13 protein-coding genes and 1 tRNA gene are annotated in these 17,905 nt (G+C 68.6%); 10 read left to right on the top strand and 4 right to left on the bottom strand.

The annotated features are described in order from the left end of the window. Positions 1-321 precede the first annotated feature (321 nt). The 3 genes from ACWFRJ_RS07545 to ACWFRJ_RS07535 all read left to right on the top strand — a co-directional run bounded on the left by ACWFRJ_RS07545 (position 322) and on the right by ACWFRJ_RS07535 (position 2,354). Positions 322-1,557: a helix-turn-helix domain-containing protein gene (locus ACWFRJ_RS07545; protein WP_453525368.1), complete on the top strand. Its 1,236-nt coding sequence runs from the start codon at positions 322-324 to the stop codon at positions 1,555-1,557. Between the two features lie 10 nt (positions 1,558-1,567). Beyond that, on the top strand, positions 1,568-2,170 hold the full coding sequence (gene orn / locus ACWFRJ_RS07540; protein WP_249589784.1) for an oligoribonuclease: 603 nt from the start codon (positions 1,568-1,570) through the stop codon (positions 2,168-2,170). A 111-nt stretch (positions 2,171-2,281) separates the two neighbouring features. Next, positions 2,282-2,354: transfer RNA gene (locus ACWFRJ_RS07535), tRNA-His, on the top strand. A 301-nt stretch (positions 2,355-2,655) separates the two neighbouring features. Here ACWFRJ_RS07535 and ACWFRJ_RS07530 read toward each other — a convergent pair. Further along, positions 2,656-3,711, bottom strand: coding sequence for a LacI family DNA-binding transcriptional regulator (locus ACWFRJ_RS07530; RefSeq protein WP_453525366.1), 1,056 nt, complete (start codon positions 3,709-3,711; stop codon positions 2,656-2,658). Between the two features lie 349 nt (positions 3,712-4,060). On the opposite strand from ACWFRJ_RS07530, the gene ACWFRJ_RS07525 reads away from it, so the two are divergent. The 7 genes from ACWFRJ_RS07525 (at position 4,061) to ACWFRJ_RS07495 (ending at position 14,152) form a co-directional block, all read left to right on the top strand. Continuing rightward, entirely contained in the window at positions 4,061-5,371 is a 1,311-nt protein-coding gene (locus ACWFRJ_RS07525; protein ID WP_453525364.1) for an ABC transporter substrate-binding protein, read from the top strand. A 5-nt stretch (positions 5,372-5,376) separates the two neighbouring features. After that, positions 5,377-6,381 carry a carbohydrate ABC transporter permease gene (locus tag ACWFRJ_RS07520; RefSeq protein ID WP_453525363.1) on the top strand — a complete coding sequence of 335 codons (1,005 nt, stop codon included), beginning with the start codon at positions 5,377-5,379 and terminating at the stop codon, positions 6,379-6,381. A 131-nt stretch (positions 6,382-6,512) separates the two neighbouring features. Further along, on the top strand, positions 6,513-7,325 hold the full coding sequence (locus ACWFRJ_RS07515) for a carbohydrate ABC transporter permease (RefSeq protein ID WP_453527107.1): 813 nt from the start codon (positions 6,513-6,515) through the stop codon (positions 7,323-7,325). Between the two features lie 159 nt (positions 7,326-7,484). Continuing rightward, positions 7,485-8,906, top strand: coding sequence for a GH1 family beta-glucosidase (locus ACWFRJ_RS07510; protein ID WP_453525361.1), 1,422 nt, complete (start codon positions 7,485-7,487; stop codon positions 8,904-8,906). 118 nt (positions 8,907-9,024) lie between these two features. Further along, positions 9,025-10,704, top strand: coding sequence for an aspartate-alanine antiporter (gene aspT / locus ACWFRJ_RS07505; RefSeq protein ID WP_453525359.1), 1,680 nt, complete (start codon positions 9,025-9,027; stop codon positions 10,702-10,704). Positions 10,705-10,752: 48 nt separating this feature from the next. After that, the gene (aspT, locus tag ACWFRJ_RS07500) at positions 10,753-12,456 is read left to right on the top strand and encodes an aspartate-alanine antiporter (protein WP_453525357.1); all 1,704 of its coding nucleotides are present in this window, start codon (positions 10,753-10,755) and stop codon (positions 12,454-12,456) included. A gap of 46 nt (positions 12,457-12,502) precedes the next feature. Next, positions 12,503-14,152: a bifunctional aspartate transaminase/aspartate 4-decarboxylase gene (locus tag ACWFRJ_RS07495; protein ID WP_453525355.1), complete on the top strand. Its 1,650-nt coding sequence runs from the start codon at positions 12,503-12,505 to the stop codon at positions 14,150-14,152. Between the two features lie 135 nt (positions 14,153-14,287). Here ACWFRJ_RS07495 and ACWFRJ_RS07490 read toward each other — a convergent pair whose 3' ends face one another. The 3 genes from ACWFRJ_RS07490 to ACWFRJ_RS07480 all read right to left on the bottom strand — a co-directional run bounded on the left by ACWFRJ_RS07490 (position 14,288) and on the right by ACWFRJ_RS07480 (position 17,870). Further along, positions 14,288-15,340, bottom strand: coding sequence for a chitinase (locus tag ACWFRJ_RS07490; RefSeq protein ID WP_453525353.1), 1,053 nt, complete (start codon positions 15,338-15,340; stop codon positions 14,288-14,290). Between the two features lie 455 nt (positions 15,341-15,795). Continuing rightward, the gene (locus ACWFRJ_RS07485; RefSeq protein WP_453525351.1) at positions 15,796-17,184 is read right to left on the bottom strand and encodes a HAMP domain-containing sensor histidine kinase; all 1,389 of its coding nucleotides are present in this window, start codon (positions 17,182-17,184) and stop codon (positions 15,796-15,798) included. Continuing rightward, entirely contained in the window at positions 17,181-17,870 is a 690-nt protein-coding gene (locus ACWFRJ_RS07480; RefSeq protein WP_453525349.1) for a response regulator transcription factor, read from the bottom strand. Before ACWFRJ_RS07480 ends, ACWFRJ_RS07485 begins: the two co-directional genes overlap by 4 nt. Positions 17,871-17,905 lie beyond the last annotated feature (35 nt).

Genomic DNA, 17,905 nt, shown 5'->3' with positions numbered 1-17,905 from the left:
GGGACCGGCCACGGAGGTGAGGCGCACTTCCCAGCAACGCCCGTGAGTGCAACGCTTCGTGATCGACTGCTTCACGCCAAGTTGCCATGTCGACATAGTGCCGGGTCCTTAACTGGTCACCCCGGCAGCACAGGACACAGTAGATTCGATCATGACTGTATTACGGCGGGGGACTGGTGGAGGACCGAGGGGAAACGTGCAGGAGCGACAGGTCCGACAGGAACGCCAAGAGCGCCGGGAACGCAGAGACCGTAGAAATCGGAGCAAAAACAGAAAAGGCCAAGAACAGGGAGCCGCGACGACCGAGGGGGGCTTAGCACCATGAGCCACGACTCCACTGCCGTGCAAGAAGCCGCGTCGCGGAAGCTTTCCGGACGCCGCCGCAGGGAGATTGTCGCGGTGCTGCTGTTCAGCGGTGGCCCCATCTTCGAGAGTTCCATACCGCTCTCCGTGTTCGGGATCGACCGGCAGGACGCCGGGGTTCCCCGGTACAGGCTGCTGGTCTGCGCCGGTGAGGACGGCCCGCTGCGTACTACCGGGGGGCTCGAACTCACCGCGCCGCATGGCCTGGAGGCGATAGGACGCGCGGGCACCGTCGTGGTGCCGGCCTGGCGGTCGATCACATCGCCGCCACCGCCGGAAGCACTCGACGCGTTGCGCCGCGCGCACGAAGAGGGCGCCCGCATAGTGGGGCTCTGCACCGGAGCATTCGTGCTCGCCGCGGCCGGTCTGCTCGACGGCCGCCCGGCGACCACGCACTGGATGTACGCACCGACGCTGGCCAAGCGGTATCCGTCCGTCCATGTGGACCCGCGTGAGCTCTTCGTCGACGACGGAGACGTGCTCACGAGCGCGGGGACCGCGGCCGGAATTGATCTGTGCCTGCACATCGTGCGGACGGACCACGGTAACGAAGCGGCGGGCGCGCTCGCCCGCAGGCTTGTCGTGCCTCCGCGCAGGGCCGGCGGCCAGGAGCGCTATCTCGACAGGTCTTTACCTGAGGAGATCGGCGCCGACCCGCTCGCCGAGGTCGTCGCCTGGGCCCTGGAACATCTCCACGAGCAGTTCGACGTGGAGACCCTGGCCGCGCGCGCTTACATGAGCAGGCGCACGTTCGACCGCAGGTTCCGCTCGCTCACCGGGAGCGCTCCCCTGCAGTGGCTGATCACTCAGCGCGTACTGCAGGCACAGCGGCTGCTCGAGACCTCCGACTACTCCGTCGACGAGGTCGCGGGCCGCTGCGGATTCCGCTCGCCGGTCGCCCTGCGCGGTCACTTCCGCCGCCAGCTGGGCTCGTCGCCCGCCGCCTACCGGGCCGCTTACCGCGCCCGCAGGCCACAGGGGGGTGAGCGGGCTCTGCTGGAATCCCCGGCGCCCGTTCCCACCACGGCGACGGTGAACACGGAGAGCGGCCCTGTCCCGTCGCAGACCCGGCGTACGGCGGCCGCGAGTGCGTTCGCTCCGTCGACCTCGCTGACGGCGGATCCGGGAAAGCCGTACTCGGATGTGTACGCGCCAGGGCGTCCGCCACTGCCCGGCCAGAGGAGCGCGCCGTAGGGTAAGACGCATGAACGATCGCATGGTGTGGATCGACTGCGAGATGACCGGGCTCTCGTTGACGGATGACGCACTTATCGAGGTGGCCGCACTGGTCACCGACTCGGAACTGAACGTGCTCGGTGAAGGTGTGGACATCGTGATCCGCCCGCCGGACGCGGCGCTGGAGACCATGCCCGAGGTGGTGCGCAAAATGCACACCACCTCGGGGCTCCTCGACGAGCTGGCATCGGGCACGACGCTGGCCGACGCCGAGGAGCAGGTCCTGGCGTACGTACGTGAGCACGTCAAGGAGCCCCGCAAGGCTCCGCTCTGCGGGAACTCGGTCGGTACCGACCGGGGCTTCCTGCTGCGCGACATGCGGACACTGGAGGAGTTCCTCCACTACCGCATCGTCGACGTCTCCTCGATCAAGGAGCTCGCCCGGCGGTGGTACCCCCGGGCGTACTTCAACAGCCCGGACAAGAACGGCAACCACCGGGCCCTGGCTGACATCCGCGAATCCATCGCGGAGCTGCGGTACTACCGCGAGGCGGTCTTCGTGCCGCAGCCTGGCCCGGACTCCGACACCGCGAAAACCATCGCGGCCAAGTACGTGCTGCCCGCGGAGTAGCCTCCGCGGAACCCTTCTGTACGGGGTCCGGAAAACGCGTGCGCGAGCACCCCTTCGGACCCTGTACACTTTTTCTCGGCCGGTCGGAAGAACGAAAAACGACCGGACATGGTGGGTGTAGCTCAGTTGGTAGAGCACCTGGTTGTGGTCCAGGTGGCCGCGGGTTCAAGTCCCGTCACTCACCCTGAAGAAAGGGCCCCGGTTCTTAAGGAACCGGGGCCCTTTCGCATGCCGTCCGCTATTGCCGGTCGCGATTGCCGCTCCCGTAATCGCGCGAGGCCGCCGCCTTCGATCACACGGGGTGCGAAGAGCTCCCTTATGGCCAACCCCGCGCACACCCTTCCCACCCCTCGCGGCGGCCGTGCAGAGTGCGGGTGGCGCTGCGCCCGGCCCGTGTCGGTACGGGCCGCCGGAGCGCCCGGGCCGTCGGTTGCCTCCCGCGTCGGCGGCCCGTCAGTAGTCCCGCGGAGCCGCCCTGTGGCCGCTCAGGAGGACGCCCGCTCCACCAGTTCCGTCGGGAGCACCAGTTGGCGGTGTTCAAGGCGCCGGGCGGACGCCGGGCGGTCGTCCGCGATCTCTGCGAGCAGCAGATCGATCATCGCCCGGCCCATCTCCTCGATGGGCTGGCGCACGCTCGTCAGCGGCGGGTCCATGTGGCGGGCGATCGCCGAGTCGTCGAAGCCCACCAGCGCCACGTCGTCGGGTATGCGGCGCCCGGCCTCGCGCAGGACCTGACGGGCGCCCGCTGCCATCACGTCGGAGCCCGCGAACACCGCGTCCACCCCGGGGCAGGCCTCAAGGAGCTCCGACATCGCCCGGCGGCCGCCCTCCTCCGTGAAGTCGCCGGCGGCGATGAGCCGCTCGTCCACCGGGCGGCCCGCGTCCGACAGGGCGGCGCGGTAGCCGTCCAGGCGGCGCTGGGCGCCGTAGACGTCCAGGCGCCCCGTGATGGTGGCTATGCACGTGCGTCCGCGCCCCAGGAGGTGCTCCACCGCCGAGTGCGCCCCGGCGAAGTTGTCGGAGTCGACGGAGGGCAGCGCCTCGTCGGCCGAGCGGCGGCCGCTGATCACCGCGGGGATCTCCAGCTGGGTGAGCAGATCGGGCAGCGGGTCGTCGGCGTGGACCGAGACCAGCAGGACGCCGTCGACGCGGTGGGCCGCGAGGTACTGGGCCAGGCGCTGACGCCTGCGGTCGTTCCCGGCGAAGATCAGGAGCAGCTGCATCTCGGTCTCGCCGAGCTCGGCGCCGACCCCGCGCAGGACGTCGGAGAAGTACGGCTCGGCGAAGAAGCGGGTCTCGGGCTCGGGCACGACGAGGGCGATGGCGTCGGTGCGGTTGGCGGCAAGCGCGCGGGCCGCCGTGTTCGGGACGTAACCGAGTTCCGCGACGGCGGCCTCGACCGCCGTCCGGGTCGCCTCGCTCACCCGCGGCGATCCGTTGATCACCCGGGAGACCGTCCCGCGGCCCACTCCCGCCCTGGCTGCGACCTCCTCCAGAGTCGGTCGCCCGCCACTGCGGCTACGCGCACCGTGAGCTGCCATTGTCCGCCTCCCGTCGCACTTCCCCCGGCGAGGAATGTAGAGGAATGTAACAGCCTGATCATCGCCGGGCGGATGGGCCGAACGCGCGAGCGTCCTCGTGACAGCCCGAGTCGCAGCCGAGTCGCCGCCCGAGTAACAGCCCGATAACTGAAGACATATCTCTATGTCCGGTCCCTTGACACCCCCGCTCCCAGCCACGACTCTTCAACTCATCACTTGTGGGAGCGCTCCCACAGTACCTGACACGTACACATCCCGCACGTTCCCCACCCGAGCCGCAGAGTCAAACCAACGGGGCAAGAAGTGCAGTTGGCCGGGGGGTCGGCACGTCAGGCAACAGGAGGACGTAATGCGCACGAGTTCCCGCCGACCCGGTCGGCTGGTGGCCTTCGCGACCGTGACCGCGCTGGCCACAAGCCTGCTGGCCGGTTGTTCCAGCGACGACGACAGCGCGGAGGGCGGCGACGGCAAGGTCACGCTCAACGTGGGCACCTTCGGTGTCCTTGGCCTGAAGCAGGCAGGTCTCTACGACGAGTACGAGAAGTCGCACCCGAACATCAAGATCAAAGAGAACGTGATCGAGCGCAACGACGCCTATTACCCGAAGCTCCTCACCCAGCTCCAGTCCGGCGCCGGTGTCAACGACGTCGCGGCCATAGAGGTCAGCAACATCACCGAGGTCGTCAAGACCCAGGGCGCCAAGTTCGAGGACCTGAGCAAGGCCGAGGGCGTGGACAAGTCCACGTATCTCGACTGGAAGTGGAAGCAGGGCACCACCGACGACGGCAAGACGATCGGCCTCGGCGTCGACATCGGCCCGACGGCGCTCTGTTACCGCAAGGACCTCTTCAAGAAGGCCGGTCTTCCCACCGACCGCGAGGAGCTCGCCAAGGCGTGGGCCGGTGACTGGAACAAGTACGTCGCGCTCGGCGACAAGTACATGAAGAAGGCGCCCAAGGGCACCAAGTTCGTCGACTCCGCCTCCAGTGTCTACAACGCCGTCTTCGCCGGTGCGAAAGAGCGGTACTACGACAAGGGCGGCAAGGAGATCTACGAGCAGAGCCAGGGCCGCAAGGACGCCTGGAACGCGGCGATGAAGGTCGCGAAGGGCGACATGTCGTCCAAGCTCAAGCAGTTCGACCCGACGTGGGACCAGGGCTTCGCCAACGCCAAGTTCGCCACCGTCGCCTGCCCCGCGTGGATGGCCGGCTACATCCAGGAGAAGACGGGCCCTGAGGGCAAGGGCCAGTGGGACATGGCCAAGGCGCCCGAGGACGGCAACTGGGGAGGAACGTTCCTGGGCGTGCCGAGCGCGGGCAAGCACAAGAAGGAGGCGACCGAGCTCGCCGTCTGGCTGACCCAGCCCGAGCAGCTCGCGAAGGTCTTCGCCAAGCAGGCGAGCTTCCCCTCCACCCCGTCGGCGTACGACACGCTGAAGCCGTCGCCTGCGACCAAGGCGTACTTCAACGACGCGCCCATCACGGAGATCTACGCCGACATCGCGAAGAACACCCCCTCGGCCATCTACGGCATCAAGGACGCCCAGATCGGCCAGTCCATCACGGACATCGGTGTGCTCCAGGTGGAGCAGCAGGGCAAGTCTCCGGCTGAGGGCTGGGAGGCCGCGCAGAAGGAGATCAAGGATGTTCTGGGACAGTGACGCGCATGTCCGAGACCACTGAGTACGCCGAGACCGCGTCCCCCGGTGAGGGGGACGCGGCCCCGGCCGCGTCCGGGACCCGCAAGGGCTCCCCCACGTCCTCGTGGCGCAGTCGCCTGTACCGCTGGGACATAAAGGCGTCGCCGTACGTCTTCGTCGCGCCGTTCTTCCTCTTCTTCGGCGCCTTCGGCCTCTTCCCGCTGCTCTACACCGGCTGGGCCTCGCTGCACCGCCTGGAGCTGACCAACCTCGAGAGCAGCACCTGGCTGGGCCTGGACAACTACACCAACCTGCTGCAGAGCGACTACTTCTGGAACGCGCTCGGCAACACCTTCACCATCGGCGTCATCTCCACCATCCCGCAGCTCGCCATCGCACTCGGCATCGCGCATCTGCTCAACTACAAGCTGCGCGGCTCCACCCTGTGGCGCGTGGCGATGCTCGCTCCGTACGCCACGTCGGTGGCGAGCGCCTCGCTGGTCTTCACGCTGCTCTTCGCGTGGGACGGCGGCATGGTCAACTGGATCATCGGATCCGTCGGCATCGACCCGGTCAACTGGCGTGAATCGTCATGGGGTTCGCAGTTCGCGGTGTCGTCGATCGTCATCTGGCGGTGGACGGGCTACAACGCGCTGATCTATCTGGCGGCGATGCAGGCCGTGCCGCACGACCTGTACGAGTCGGCCTCGCTGGACGGCGCATCGCGCTGGCAGCAGTTCCGGCACGTGACCATCCCGATGCTGCGGCCGACGATCCTGTTCACGGTGGTCGTCTCCACCATCGGGGCGACCCAGCTCTTCGGCGAGCCGCTGCTGTTCGGTGGCACGTCCGGGTCCAAGGGCGGCGCCGACCACCAGTTCCAGACGCTTGGTCTCTATCTGTACGACCAGGGCTGGATCAACGGCCATCTGGGCCGGGCATCCGCCGTCGCCTGGCTGATGCTCGTGATCCTGCTGCTCATCGCCGCGGTCAATCTGCTGATCGCCCGACGTCTGAGGAAGGCCCAATGAAGTCCCGCACCACGGGCCCGACGGCCGACGTCGCCGCGGACGCGGCGGCCGAGGTGGTCGCCAGCCCGAAGGCAGCCGACGCCAAGGGCCCGAAGCCGGGCCGCCCCCTGGGGCTCAAGGCCGGTCGCACCATGCACGCCGGGCCCGTGACCTACGTCGTGCTCACGCTGTTCATGGCCGTCTCGCTGGCGCCGCTGATCTGGACGGCGATCGCGGCCTCGCGCACGAGCGGCAGGCTCGCCCAGACACCGCCGCCCCTGTGGTTCGGCGGGAACCTCTTCAAGAACCTGGAGCGGGCCTGGACGGAAGCGAGCCTGGGCGACGCGATGCTCAACACCACGATCGTGGCGGGCAGCATCACCATCGGCACCGTCCTGTTCTCCACGATCGCCGGATTCGCCTTCGCCAAGCTGAAGTTCAAGTTCAGCGGTCTGCTGCTCCTCCTGACGATCGGCACGATGATGGTGCCGCCGCAGCTGAGTGTCGTACCGCTCTATCTGTGGGTCGCCGACCTGCAGTGGACCAACCAGCTCCAGGCGGTGATCCTGCCGACGTTCGTGAGCGCCTTCGGGGTGTTCTTCATGCGGCAGTTCCTGCTCCAGGCGCTGCCGAGCGAGCTCATCGAGGCGGCCCGGATGGACGGGGCGAGCAGCCTGCGCATCATCTGGCACGTGGTGTTCCCGGCGGCGCGGCCCGCGATGGCGGTCCTCGGCCTTCTTACGTTCGTCATGGCCTGGAACGACTTCCTCTGGCCGATCATCGCCCTCAACCAGTCGAACCCCACCGTGCAGGTGGCGCTCAACTCGCTCGGCACGGGATACATCCCGGACCGGGCGGTGATCATGGCGGGCGCGCTGCTCGGCACACTGCCGCTGCTCCTGGCGTTCGTCCTCTTCGGCAAGCAGATCGTGAGCGGCATCATGCAGGGCGCGGTCAAGGGCTGAACCCCTGAAAAGCCCCTCCTGCGCCTTCCGCCCGCCGCACCTATCCCGTCAGGGCCGAGTCGCCGCCACCTCGGCCCTGGCCCGCTTCTTCTCCTTCCTTCTCCTTCCTTCTCCTTCTCTTCTTTGTCCGCTCTTCCCCCTTCCCATGGGAGCGCTTCCATGCCCGAATCCCTCACCTTTCCGGCCGACTTCCTCTGGGGTGCGGCCACGTCCGCCTACCAGATCGAGGGCGCCGTACGCGAAGACGGCCGCACCCCCTCCATCTGGGACACCTTCAGTCACACGCCCGGCAAGACGCTCGACGGCGACACCGGTGACGTCGCCGTCGAGCACTTCCACCGCTACCGCGACGACGTGGCGCTCATGGCGGACCTCGGTCTGGACGCCTACCGGTTCTCCGTCTCCTGGTCGCGGGTGCAGCCCACCGGGCGCGGCCCCGCCGTCCAGCGCGGCCTCGACTTCTACCGGCGGCTCGTCGACGAACTGCTCGCCAAGGGCATCAAGCCCGCCCTGACCCTCTACCACTGGGACCTGCCGCAGGAGTTGGAGGACGCGGGCGGCTGGCCGGCGCGGGAGACCGCGTACCGGTTCGCCGAGTACGCGGGCTTCGTCGCCGAGGCGCTCGGCGACCGCGTCGAGTCGTGGATCACCCTGAACGAGCCGTGGTGCAGCGCCTTCCTGGGCTACGGCTCCGGCGTGCACGCCCCCGGCCGCACCGACCCGGCGGCGGCGCTGCAGGCCGCGCACCACCTCAACCTCGCGCACGGCCTGGGTACGCAGGCACTGCGCGCCGCCCTTCCGTCCCGCGCCCGCGTCGCGGTGAGCCTCAACTCCTCCGTGGTCAGGGCCGTTTCGGAAAGCCCGGAGGACCAGGACGCCCGCCGCCGCATCGACAACCTCGCCAACGGCGTCTTCCACGGCCCGATGCTGCACGGCGCCTACCCGGCGGACCTGCTCACCGACACGGCCCGCATCACCGACTGGTCCTTCGTGCAGGACGGCGACCTGGCCGCCGCGCACCAGCCCCTTGACGCGCTCGGCCTCAACTACTACACGCCCGCGCTCGTCTCGGCCGCCCAGAACGACTCGGCGCCCGCGCGCAACGACGGACACGGCGCCAGCGAGCACTCCCCGTGGCCCGGCTCCGACGACGTGGCCTTCCACCAGACGCCGGGCGACCGCACCGAGATGGGCTGGACCATCGACCCGACGGGGCTGCACGACCTGATCATGCGCTACACCCGGGAGGCGCCGGGCCTTCCGCTGTACGTCACCGAGAACGGCGCCGCCTACGACGACAAGCCCGACGCGGAGGGCCGCGTCCACGACCCGGAGCGCATCGCCTACCTCCACGGCCACCTGGCGGCCGTCCGCCGGGCCATCACGGACGGCGCCGACGTCCGCGGCTACTACCTCTGGTCCCTCATGGACAACTTCGAATGGTCGTACGGCTACAGCAAGCGCTTCGGCGCGGTGTACGTCGACTACGAGACGCAGGCCCGCGTCCCGAAGTCCAGCGCCCACTGGTACGCGGCGGTGGCGGCAGCCGGTGAGCTGCCCCGGGAGGCCGCCGCGGGCTGACCGGCCACCGGCCCCCACAGCACGCCCTGACCCGAGGAGCCGAGTGGCAGCCCGCCGCTCGGCTCCTTAGGTTTCCCATATGCCACATATCGCAACTGATCAGGCACGGTGAGCGCCGGTGGGCGTACTCCGTGACCACCCCGAGTTCGCGCTGTTCATCTGCCTCGCCCTGGGCTACCTGGTCGGCAAGGTGCGCGTCGGCCCCATCACCCTGGGCGGCATCTGCGGCACCCTGATCGTCTCGCTGCTGCTCGGCGCCTGGGCCAAGGTCGTCGTCTCCGACGACGTCAAGACGATCTTCTTCGCGCTCTTCATCTTCGCCCTCGGCTATCTCGCGGGCCCCCAGTTCTTCTCCAACCTCAACCGCGAGAGCCTGCGCTTCTTCGTGCTCTGCGCGATCGAGCTCGTCTGCGTCCTTGGCATCGCGCTCGGCCTCGCCAAGGCCTTCGACCTGGATGTCGGCACCGCTTCGGGCATCCTGGCGGGCGCCGCCACCGAGTCGGCCGTCGTCGGTACGGCGACCGAGGCCATCGGCAAGCTCGACGGCCTCACCCCGGACCAGATCACCCAGTACCAGGGGCACGTCGCCACCGCGTACACGGTCTGCTACCTCTTCGGCCTGATCACCATCGTGCTCTACACCAGCCAGATCATGCCGATGATGCTGCGCATCAACCTGCGGGACGCCTCACGTGAGCTGTGGGAGAAGATGCGCGGCTCGGGCGACAGCCTGGAGTCCGACGAGCGAGAGGCCCTGCCGGGCATGGTCGGCCGCACCTATCTGGTGACGACGGCCGACGGCAGGACCGTGGGCGACCTGGAGTCCGAGCTCGAAGGGCGGATCACGGTCGAGGCGATCAAGCGCGGGAGCAAGACCCTGACGCCCCGCCCCGATCTCGCCCTGATGCTCTCCGACCTGGTCCTCGTCGTCGGCCGCCGCGCCAACGCCATCGAGGCGGGACGCCTCATCGGCACCGAGACCCCCGGCATCCCCGGCGTCGACACCCCGCTCGCCTCCGCCCAGGTCGCCGTCACGGAGAAGTCGATGGACGGCATGAGCGTGGACGCGATGCAGCGCGCGCATCCCGAGTTCATCAAGGACGGCGTGTACGTCACCGACGTACTGCGCGGTGATCAGCATCTGCCCGCCGACGGAGGCACCACCGTGCGCCGCGGTGACGTGCTGACCCTGGTGGGCGCTCGCTCCGGCCTGAACAAGCTGGTCGCGCGGATCGGCGCCGTCGTCAAGAACGACGCCACCGACTTCATCTATCTGGGGCTCGGCATCGCGGCCGGTTCGTTGCTCGGGCAGGTCGTCGTGCACTTCGGCGACGTACCCATGTCGCTCGGCACGGGCGGCGGCTGTCTGGTCTCCGGGCTGCTCTTCGGCTGGTTCCGCTCCCGCAGGCAGACCTTCGGGGCGTTCCCGCCGCAGGCCGCCAACACCCTCAAGGACATGGGCCTGGCGATCTTCATCGCGTGTACCGGGCTCGTCTCGGGGCCGCAGGCCTGGCCGCTCCTCAAGCAGTACGGGGCGCTGCTTCCGTTCGCCGGGATCGCGATGGTCCTCGTACCCGCGACGATCTCGCTCGTCGTCGGGCGCAAACTCCTGAAGATCGAGAAACCGCTCCTCATCGGTGCCATCGCGGGCCAGCAGTGTTCGACCCCGGCGATCACCTCCGTCACCCAGGTGGCCCAGAGCTCGGTCCCGTTGCTCGGCTACACGATCACGTACGCCCTCTCGAACTTCCTGCTCCCGCTGACCGGCCCGATCCTCGTCGGCGTACTGGGCACCTGAAGCGGCTCACCCGGCATCCGAAGCGTCGCAGCACCCGGAGCGTAGAAAATGATCGACTTCCTCAACCGGAACATCTTCCAGCCCCACCCCGAGCTGCTCGTCTTCATCACTGTGGCGATCGGTTTCCTCTTCGGGAAGCTGCGCTACAAGGCGATCGGGCTCGGCGCGGTCACCGGCTGTCTCATCGCGGGGCTGCTGCTCGGGGCGCAGTTCAAGGTCGAGATCGACGGGACGGTGAAGAACCTCTTCTTCACGATGTTCCTGTTCGCCCTCGGCTACAAGGTCGGCCCACAGTTCTTCCGCGGACTGAAGAAGGACGGACTTCCGCAGGTTCTCAACGCGGTCGTGGTCTGTGTGACAGGCCTGCTCGTCTGCTGGGGCTTCGCCGCGATGCTCGGATACGGTCCCGGGCTCTCGGCCGGTCTGCTCGGCGGGGCGCTCACCCAGTCCGCCGTCATCGGTGTCGCGGGCGACGCGATCTCCAATCTGCCGGGGCTCAGCTCCGCGCAGGTCAAGAGCGAGTCGAACCTGGTCGCCATCGGGTACGCGGTGACGTACCCGCTGGGCACGATCCTCTGCGCGATGCTGCTCGCCAACGTCCTGCCGAAGCTCTACCGCAGGGATCTCGCGGCCGAATCCGCCAGCCTGGCCAAGGAGTTGGACGCCCCCGGCGACAACCCCGACCTGGCCGAGGGTTACTACGAGGTCGTCCTGCGCGCCTACACCATCCAGCGCCCCGACCTCGCGGGACGCACCATCGAGGACTTCGAGAACCAGCAGCGCGAGCTGGGGCGCCGGGTCTACATCACCCGCGTACGCAGGGACGGGAACATCCTCGACCACGACCAGCGGACCGCCCTGCGCGAGGGTGATGTCGTCGCGCTGAGCGCGCTGCGCGGCTCGCTCGTCGAGTTCGATCCGCGCACGCACATCGGCGGCGAGACCGACGACGTCGAACTCCTCGGCTACCAGACCGAGTCCCTGCACGTCGTCGCGTCGGAGAAGGCCCAACTCGGCCGGACCATCGGCGACTTGCGGCGCGAGCCGTTCATGGTCGGCGTCTACGTCGACAAGCTGTACCGCTCAGGATCCGATTTCCCCTACCGCCTGACCACGAAGCTGGAGCGCGGCGACACCCTGATCCTGACCGGCCCCAAACGCCTGGTGGACCCGGCGGGCAAGGAGCTCGGCAAGCCCGTGCCGACATCGTTCGCCACCGACATGGTCTGGGTGGGCCTCGGCATCTTCCTCGGCGGCTGCATCGGCATCCCGGCGCTGACGGCGGGCGGTGTGCCGATCTCGCTCTCCACGTCAGGGGGCGCGCTGATCATGGGTCTGGTCTTCGGCTGGATCCGCGGCAAGTACCCGACGTACGGGAACGTCCCGCCCGGCGCCCAGTGGTTCATGGACACCCTCGGGCTCTGCCTCTTCGTCGCGGTCGTCGGCATCAACGCGGGCCCGAGCTTCACCTCCGGTCTCTCGACGGCGGGTTGGGGACTGCTCGTCTTCGGCGCGATCGCCACGGTGATCCCGCTGATCGTCGGCTTCCTCTTCGGTCACTACGTACAGAAGATCCGCTTCCCGATCCTGATGGGAGTCCTCGCGGGCGGCCAGACGACCACCGCGGCGATCGGCGCGATCAACGAAACGTCCAGGTCCCAGATCCCGACGCTCGGCTACACGATTCCGTACGCCATCAGCAACGTGCTCCTGACCATCTGGGGCGCGGTCATCGTCCTGCTCCACCACTGAGTTCCGCCCCCCCCTGTTCACTCCGTACGCATGTGAGGAACGAGCCGTGCCCAAGACCACCTTCACCCGCGAGGAAATCCAGTCGTTCGCGCAGCTCAGCCCGTTCGAGCTGAAGGACAAGTTCATCCAGATCGCCCAGGCGGTGCAGGCCGACAAGCCGGGCCAGAAGGAGAAGTCGAGCGCGCAGATGCTCAACGCGGGCCGCGGCAACCCCAACTGGGTCGCCACCGGACCTCGCGAAGCCTTCTACGCGCTCGGCTACTTCGCCCTCTCCGAGTCCCGCCGCGTCTGGACCGCCGACAACCTCGGCGGCATGCCGGAGAAGACGGGATCGGGGGCGCGCTTCGACACCTTCGTACGGCAGCACCCTGACCTGCCCGGCATCGAGCTGCTCCAGAGGTGCGTCGAGTACGCCGTCGAGCGCTTCGGCTTCGACAGGAACGACTTCGTCCATGAGCTGACGGACTGCTCGGTCGGCGACAACTACCCGGTGCCCGACCGGATGATGAAGCACGCCGAGCAGATCGTGCGCGGCTACATCGCCGACGAGATGTTCGACCACAAGCCCCCGGCGGGCAATCTGAGCCTGTTCGCCACCGAGGGCGGCACGGCGGCGATGTGCTACATCTTCGACTCGCTCATGAAGAACGGCATCCTGCGCAAGGGCGACAAGATCGCCCTGATGGTGCCGGTGTTCACGCCGTACGTCGAGATTCCCGAGCTCGACACGTACGAGTTCGACGTGACGTACGTCCAGGCCAGCATGTTCGCCGAGGCGGGCGTACGGGAGTGGCGCTACCCCGAGGAGGAGGTGGCGAAGCTGGCGGACCCCGACATCAAGATGGTCTGCCTGGTCAACCCCTCCAACCCGCCCTCGCTCGCGCTGAGTCAGCGGGTAGCGGACCAGATCAAGCAGATCGTCGCCACGTCGAACCCGAACCTCCTTATCGTGACGGACGACGTGTACGGCACGTTCGTCGAGGGCTTCCGCTCCATCGCCGCCGACCTGCCGCGCAACACGCTGCTCGTCTACTCGTACTCCAAGCACTACGGCTGCACCGGCTGGCGGCTCGGCGTCATCGGTCTGAACGACGACAACGTCATCGACGAGCTGCTCGCGGGACTCCCGCAGGCGGAGAAGGACCGGCTCGCCAAGCGGTACGGGACGCTGACCCTTGAGCCGGAGAAGATCAAGTTCATCGACCGTCTGGTCGCGGACTCGCGCCAGGTCGCCCTGAACCACACCTCGGGGCTCTCGCTCCCCCAGCAGATGATGATGGTCCTCTTCTCCCTCTTCGACATGCTGGACGAGGGGCAGGCGTACAAGCTGCGCATCCGCTCGATCGTGCAGCAGCGGCTCGAACTCCTCCTGGAGGGCGCCGAGATGAAGATCTCGGACGACCCCAAGCGGGCCGGTTACTACATCGAGCTGGACCTGCTCGCCGAGGCGGAACGCGTCCACGGCAAGGACTTCGCCGCATTCCTGGAGAAGAGCTACGAGCCGGTCGACCCGCTGTTCCGGCTCGCCGAGCAGACCCATGTGGTGCTCCTGAACGGGGGCGGGTTCGAGGGGCCCGAGTGGTCGGTGCGGGTGTCGCTCGCCAACCTGGACGACCTCGACTACCTGAAGATCGGGCACCATCTGCGGGCGATCTTCAACGACTACGCGTCGGAGTGGAAGGCGAGCAAGGGGTAGACACGGGCTGGATACGGGTGGCGCCCCGACCGGGTGGGGGGATGTGGGGGGATACCGGTCGAGGCGCCGTGGGGGGCGGTGGTTCAGGGGGTTCGGTGGGTTCGGTGGGTTCGTTGGGTTCGTTGAGGGGCGGGGCTACTTGTAGGCGGCGAAGGCCTTCGTGAAGGCGAGCGGCTCCTGCTCGATCGACGAACAGGTCGGCTGCGCGCTGTTGCCCGCGCCGCCCTCGCAGGCCTTGTCGCGGGTCGAGGACCACATCGCCAGCCAGCCGATGCCCTTCTCCTCGGCGAACTTCACCAGCTGCGTGGCGTCGTCGACCTTGAAGACCTCGGTGGCGACGTCGTTCACGCCGATCATCGGGGTGACAGCGACGGCCTTCCAGGCGGCCTCGTCGGAGAGGTCGAGGGCGCCCTTGATCTGCTTCTGCGTGGCGGTCGCGGCGTCGATGGCGTACTGGCCCATGTCGTCGCTGTAGGAGGGTCCGTAGTCCATCGCCATGATGTTGACGGCGGAGACCTTCACGCCGTTCTTCTTCGCGTCGGCGACGAGGTCGACGCCCGGCTGGGTCAGGCCCTCGGGCATGACGGGCAGCGTGAACGAGACGTCCAGGCCCTCGTGGTCCTTCTGCAGCTGCGCGATGGCCTGCGCGCGGCGGGTGTTGGCGGCGGTGTCGGGAAGGGCGCCGCCCTCGATGTCGAAGTCGACCTTCGTCAGCTTGTACTTGTCGATGACCTTGCCGTACGCCTTTGCCAGCGCGTCGGCGCTGTCGCACTTGAGGCCCAGTTCGGAGCCGGCGGCGCCGCCGAAGGACACGCGTACGTCGCCGCCCTTCTCTCGCAGGTCACCGATCTGCGAGGCGACCTTGTCGTCGTCCAGGCCGGTGACGCCGCCCCAGAGGGGCTCGCAGCCGCCGCCGGAGGTGATGAAGGCGAGGTTGAACTCCTTGACGCCGGTCTTGGTCGCGGTGTCGACGAGGTCGTACGCGGGAGCGAGTGAAGTGTCCACGAACGGGGCGAACTTGGCGCTGTCCGCAGCATTCGCGGTGGGCGCGGTGGGCTCGGCGGGGGCCTTGCTGGCGAGCGCCGTCCCGGAGAAGGCGAAGGCGCCGCCGCCGATGAGGGCGGCGGCTGCGAGCCCGCCTATAACCTTGGACTTGGTGCTCACCGTGCGCCGATGCGTGCTGCTCATCGCGTGCCTGCCTTAGCTGTGCGGGGGGTGTGGGGGTGCCTGAGCACGTTAGCCTCGCGAGGGTGCGACATTGCGGACAAGTCGGGCTCTGCACGGGATCTTAGGGTGCGCTTAAGGGAGCGATCGGGGACGGTTAAAGGTCGCCCCCCGAGCACGCCTCCTCCGCGCTCCGCGCGGGTGTTTCCCACCCACCCGCCCGGCACCCCGAGTCAGATCCTGGGCGGACGACTTCCCGCGCTCCGCGCGGAGCTATCCCGCCCACCCACCCGGCACCCCGCGCGCGGTTTCGCCCGCAAGTCCATGCGGGGTAATCGGGTGGGTGGGTGGGAGACATCCGCCGCGAAGCGGCGGTTCAGGGTCCGGCGACGACGTACAGCAGCCGGAAAGACCCACCACGCAACGGCAGTTCAGGGTGTCAGCCCCAACCCGGGGTCCACTGACAGCCGCTCAAAGGGCTACCGCACGCTGGCCGCGCGCTTTCGCCGACGTACAGACCCCCCATGCCCCCGCCCCCCGGCAACAGGCCGACGCCCGTCCAGCTGGATCCAGATGCGGACCTCCGTGCCGCCGAGCACGGAACGCCCGATGCGGACATCCCCACCGGAGGACTCCGCGAGCTGACGGACGATGTCGAGCCCCAGGCCAGTGGACCCGTCGGCCCCCGACCCCGCCCCTCGCGCCAACGCAGCCTCAGGATCGGCGATCCCCGCCCCCGCGTCCGAGACAAGGACGATCACCGCGTCCTCCCCGCTGTGCACGTCCACCGCGAACGCCGACCCCTCCCGCGTGTGCCGGAAGACGTTGCCCAGCAACGCGTCGAGGGAGGCGACGAGTTCGGGGCGGGCCACCGGTATCCATACCGGGCGCTCCACCCCCGCGACCCGCACCTCACGCCCCTCGTCCTCCGCGAGCGCCGACCAGAAGGCCATGCGCTCCTGGATCACCTCGGAGGCGTCGCACCCTGCGCCGGGGCCGACCGCGACGGTCTGCGGCTTGGCGTCGCGGGCGGTGCGGATGATCGTGTCGACCTCGCGTTCCAGCTTCTCCACCGCGATACGGGTCTGCTCGGCCGCGGGCCCGTCCCCGAGGGAGGCCGCGTTCAGCCGAAGGACCGTCAGCGGGGTGCGCAGACGGTGAGACAAGTCCGCCGCCAACTCGCGCTCATTTGCGAGGAGTTGGACCACCTGGTCCGCCATCGAGTTGAACGCCACCGCGGCAAGGCGCAGTTCCGTCGGGCCTTCCTCCGCGACCCTCGAACCCAGCTTCCCCTCCCCCAGGGACCGCGCCGCCCCCACGAGCCGCTTGGCGGGCTGCACCATACGTACGCCGAGCCGGTCCGCCACCGCCACGGAACCGATGATCAGCGCGACGCCGACACCCGCGAGCATGAGCCACGCTGTGGTCACCCCGTTGCTGACCTCGCCCTCGGGCACGAAGATCTCGACCACGGCGATCTGGGTGGAGCTCAGCGCCGTCGGCTGGAGGAGCGCGAAGCCGCCGTCGACCGTCACCATCCGCGCCCGGCCCTCCTTGCGCGTGGTCTCCACCGCGTGCGCGTCCGCACGCCGGTCGCCGATCTCCAGGGCGGGCGCCTCGTCGATGGCGGGCACGTACACCGCCATCCGCCCCTCGCCGCCCGCCTCGGACGTGGCGACGGCCCGCGTCAGCTGGTCGCGGTCGGTGGTGATGGAGAGCGTGGGGCCCATGCCGGCCGCGTGCCGCTCCGCGTTCGAGAAGGCCCGGTCCCGTGCCATCTCCTGGATGACGAGGCCGAGCGGTACCGCGAAGGCCACCACGACCATCGTCGTGACGGCCAGGCACACCTTGACGAGTGCCCACCTCACAGCGGTGGCTCCAGCTTGACGCCGACACCCCGCAGCGTGTGCAGATAGCGCGGCCTCGCGGCCGTCTCGCCCAACTTCCTTCGCAGCCACGACAGATGTACGTCGATGGTCTGGTCGTCCCCGTAACTCTGCTGCCACACCTCGGCGAGCAGCTCCTTGCGGGGTACGACGACACCGGGACGCCCGGCGAGGAAGGCGAGCAGGTCGAACTCGCGCCTCGTCAGATCGAGCCGCACCCCGTCCAGCTCCGCCTGGCGCCGCAGCGGGTCTATGGCGAGCCCGCCGACCCGTATCTCCCGGCTCGGCGGCGCCTCGTCCGCCGTGGCGCGCGAGCGGCGCAGGACGGCGGCCATCCGGGCCGACAGGTGTTCGACGGAGAACGGCTTGGTCAGGTAGTCGTCGGCGCCGTCGTTCAGGAGCCTGACGATCTCGGTCTCGTCGTCACGCGCGGTGGCGATGATGACGGGGACGTCGGTGATCCCGCGCAGCATCTTCAGTGCCTCGGAACCGTCGAGATCGGGCAGACCGAGGTCCAGGATCACCACGTCGAAACGGAAATGGGCCACTTCGCGCAGCGCCTCGAGAGCCGTGCCGACGCTGCGCACGGTGTGCGATGCCTCGGTCAGATGCCGGATGAGAGCGGAGCGTACGAACTGGTCATCCTCGACGACGAGCACACTTGCCATGGGCGGCACCGTACGCCATATGAGTGACCACGGTC

It is taken from the genome of Streptomyces sp. NPDC055239, assembly GCF_053606205.1.
The sequence above is the reverse complement of the archived record's forward strand: the minus strand, read 5'-3'. Positions and strand labels throughout refer to the sequence as shown.

What these genes read in the sequence shown, in the direction of transcription:
- ACWFRJ_RS07545 (WP_453525368.1), top strand. Translation starts at nt 322, where the DNA reads ATGAGCCACGACTCCACTGCCGTGCAAGAAGCCGCGTCGCGGAAGCTT.
- orn (WP_249589784.1), top strand. Translation starts at nt 1,568, where the DNA reads ATGAACGATCGCATGGTGTGGATCGACTGCGAGATGACCGGGCTCTCG.
- ACWFRJ_RS07530 (WP_453525366.1), bottom strand. Translation starts at nt 3,711, where the DNA reads ATGGCAGCTCACGGTGCGCGTAGCCGCAGTGGCGGGCGACCGACTCTG.
- ACWFRJ_RS07525 (WP_453525364.1), top strand. Translation starts at nt 4,061, where the DNA reads ATGCGCACGAGTTCCCGCCGACCCGGTCGGCTGGTGGCCTTCGCGACC.
- ACWFRJ_RS07520 (WP_453525363.1), top strand. Translation starts at nt 5,377, where the DNA reads ATGTCCGAGACCACTGAGTACGCCGAGACCGCGTCCCCCGGTGAGGGG.
- ACWFRJ_RS07515 (WP_453527107.1), top strand. Translation starts at nt 6,513, where the DNA reads ATGCACGCCGGGCCCGTGACCTACGTCGTGCTCACGCTGTTCATGGCC.
- ACWFRJ_RS07510 (WP_453525361.1), top strand. Translation starts at nt 7,485, where the DNA reads ATGCCCGAATCCCTCACCTTTCCGGCCGACTTCCTCTGGGGTGCGGCC.
- aspT (WP_453525357.1), top strand. Translation starts at nt 10,753, where the DNA reads ATGATCGACTTCCTCAACCGGAACATCTTCCAGCCCCACCCCGAGCTG.
- ACWFRJ_RS07490 (WP_453525353.1), bottom strand. Translation starts at nt 15,340, where the DNA reads ATGAGCAGCACGCATCGGCGCACGGTGAGCACCAAGTCCAAGGTTATA.
- ACWFRJ_RS07480 (WP_453525349.1), bottom strand. Translation starts at nt 17,870, where the DNA reads ATGGCAAGTGTGCTCGTCGTCGAGGATGACCAGTTCGTACGCTCCGCT.